Raw genomic sequence first — 2,255 nt, 5'->3', positions numbered from 1 at the left:
AGTACCAGCGTACGGCCCACAGAATGATGTCACGCTGAAAATGCCGGCCTTTGAATGGGTTCATGTGCAGCTCCATCAGCAAAAGGGGATGATAAGTTTATCACCACCGACTATTTGCAACAGTGCCACATTTTCTATCTTCGATGAGTTACGAGTTAGAATTCAAAGAAAAAACTCTGAAGAATTTTGACAAATTTAGTTGTAATAAGAGTGATTGTAAATAAATAATCTATTGTGCTTAAGCTAATTTCTTTTCTACATTTACAACTTTAAGTTAGCGAAGATCTGTTGAACTGAGTCCTGAAAATGTGAATAGGCTTGCTGCCATGATATTTGTTTGTCCCCGAACACCATAGGAACAACAAAATTATTAAACCTGGCTTTATAGAGTGGATTACGACTTAATTCATTTAAACCAAATAACAATTCAGCAATCGGGTCTTCAACCATAAGAGTATGCTGACGACCATAACGCTCAATATCAGTTTTTATAACTTTAGTAGCTAAGTGCCCTAAATAAACAAAATCTTGTGGTTTACCATAGGTAATTTTAAAGTAGTCATACACATGTCGAACTAATGATTCATCATCAGCTCTTTCAGCATTTCTAGCAAAGGCCGCTGTACGCCTTAAAATTGCTATCAGCTTCTCGATACTGGTACTGACAATTGTGACGGAGGGAAAAGCATCGACTGGCTTCCCTTTCTTAGCCAAGTCATACACAAACGAGGTGATACTTCTAGATTCAAAAGGCTCAAGTAAGTCTGTTTCAACTAATTCCAATTTAATGAATGGTCGTAAACAGGGAGCTTGGTTGAAATGCTGAGGATATCGAATTAATAATTCCATATAACGATATTCATCCCAGACAACTGGTTCCTCTTCAATTGTAAAGAAATCAGATTGAGAGATTTTGTCTTGTACTTGATGAAGCAATTGTTTACGTACAACTTTAGCTTTAGAGCGACTTAATGCAATATTTGGTTTTGGAACTATTTTAATGTCCACATCTTCAGACATCCGATTTAACTGAATATTTGCTTTAGCTAAAGAAGTTCCACCAGCAAAAACCAAGTCATGCGTTTCAAATTCTAGAGACTGTAATAGTCTCAATAACTCGACAACATAGTAATCTTTTTCAACAATAGAAGTTGCACCAATACCAAGTGCATCAGCGACATCTGCAAACACATTTTTTATATCAGGCATTAATTTGGCTACGACCTACAGACAATTGGCGTGTAAAACGACGCGGGGTTTTAATTTGAGTAAAGGCTGGAATCTGGGTGGATTGACCAGATAAATATTTTTCCGTAGCCTCTCCTAACGTAACCTGCACATCCAATCTTTTTAATGCCTCTAAGATCACTGCATCCGCGCCTTCTGGACAGGCTGGCATTACTTTGCCGGTAATTTGATTTTTTCTTGCTTTGGTATAAATACCATAACCAACTTTAATTAGCTCACCTTCTTGAACTAAGTTTCGCAGAACTCTTCCAATTTGGTCATAATTCGCAATGTCATTAAAATCATCACGCATAAAAACATAACGTTTTGAGCGTTTGATGCGCATTTGCATTTTCGCTTTAGTTGTCATCGCATCTCCCTTATACATCAGTTTTCACATACCTTTAAACTAGCAAAAATACGACATTTTGTCGAGCAAAAATACGACATTATACTAGATGAGACTGTAGATAAATTACTCAGGAAGACAACTTTGTCTGATCTGACAGTTCTTGGTTGAGTTGCAGAATTCTATTACTCTATTACATTAAACAGCTGTAGATAACTACTTATGATCCAGAATTGGTTATCAAGCACCCTGATTACATAATAATCATAAGTTATACAACTTACACAATTTATGTGTCAGGAACCTGTCCACTTATGTACCTCTAAACACGTACGTGTTTTTATGGCACTGTTGCAAAGTTAGCGATGAGGCAGCCTTTTGTCTTATTCAAAGGCCTTACGTTTCAAAAACTCTGCTTACCAGGCGCATTTCGCCCAGGGGATCACTATAATAAAATGCTGAGGCCTGGCCTTTGCGTAGTGCACGCATCACCTCAATACCTTTGATGGTGGCGTAAGCCGTCTTCATGGATTTAAATCCCAGCGTGGCGCCGATTATCCGTTTCAGTTTGCCATGATCGCATTCAATCACGTTGTTCCGGTACTTAATCTGTCGGTGTTCAACGTCAGACGGGCACCGGCCTTCGCGTTTGAGCAGAGCAAGCGCGCGACCATAGGCG

General features: G+C 38.7%; 4 protein-coding genes. 1 reads left to right on the top strand and 3 read right to left on the bottom strand.

What is annotated here, in order from left to right; genetic code table 11:
- Window positions 1-190 (top strand): hypothetical protein (locus tag FTU34_RS18190; protein WP_373684859.1); only part of this gene is annotated, 190 nt, incomplete at its 5' end.
- Between the two features lie 71 nt (window positions 191-261).
- On the opposite strand, the gene FTU34_RS17595 is transcribed toward FTU34_RS18190, so the two are convergent.
- The 3 genes from FTU34_RS17595 to FTU34_RS17585 form a co-directional block, all read right to left on the bottom strand.
- Window positions 262-1,209 carry a nucleotidyl transferase AbiEii/AbiGii toxin family protein gene (locus FTU34_RS17595; RefSeq protein ID WP_120376155.1) on the bottom strand — a complete coding sequence of 316 codons (948 nt, stop codon included), beginning with the start codon at window positions 1,207-1,209 and terminating at the stop codon, window positions 262-264.
- Window positions 1,202-1,597: a DUF6088 family protein gene (locus FTU34_RS17590; protein WP_120376154.1), complete on the bottom strand. Its 396-nt coding sequence runs from the start codon at window positions 1,595-1,597 to the stop codon at window positions 1,202-1,204. Before FTU34_RS17590 ends, FTU34_RS17595 begins: the two co-directional genes overlap by 8 nt.
- Window positions 1,598-1,972: 375 nt before the next feature.
- A partial coding sequence (locus tag FTU34_RS17585) for a DDE-type integrase/transposase/recombinase (protein WP_180036298.1) occupies window positions 1,973-2,255 on the bottom strand: 283 nt, incomplete at its 5' end.

It is taken from the genome of Acinetobacter sp. YH12094, from assembly GCF_013419295.1.
GTDB classification, from domain to species: Bacteria; Pseudomonadota; Gammaproteobacteria; order Pseudomonadales; family Moraxellaceae; genus Acinetobacter; species Acinetobacter amyesii.
This window is presented reverse-complemented; position numbering and strand designations above follow the sequence as displayed.

What these genes read in the sequence shown, in the direction of transcription:
- FTU34_RS17595 (WP_120376155.1), bottom strand. Translation starts at nt 1,209, where the DNA reads ATGCCTGATATAAAAAATGTGTTTGCAGATGTCGCTGATGCACTTGGT.
- FTU34_RS17590 (WP_120376154.1), bottom strand. Translation starts at nt 1,597, where the DNA reads ATGACAACTAAAGCGAAAATGCAAATGCGCATCAAACGCTCAAAACGT.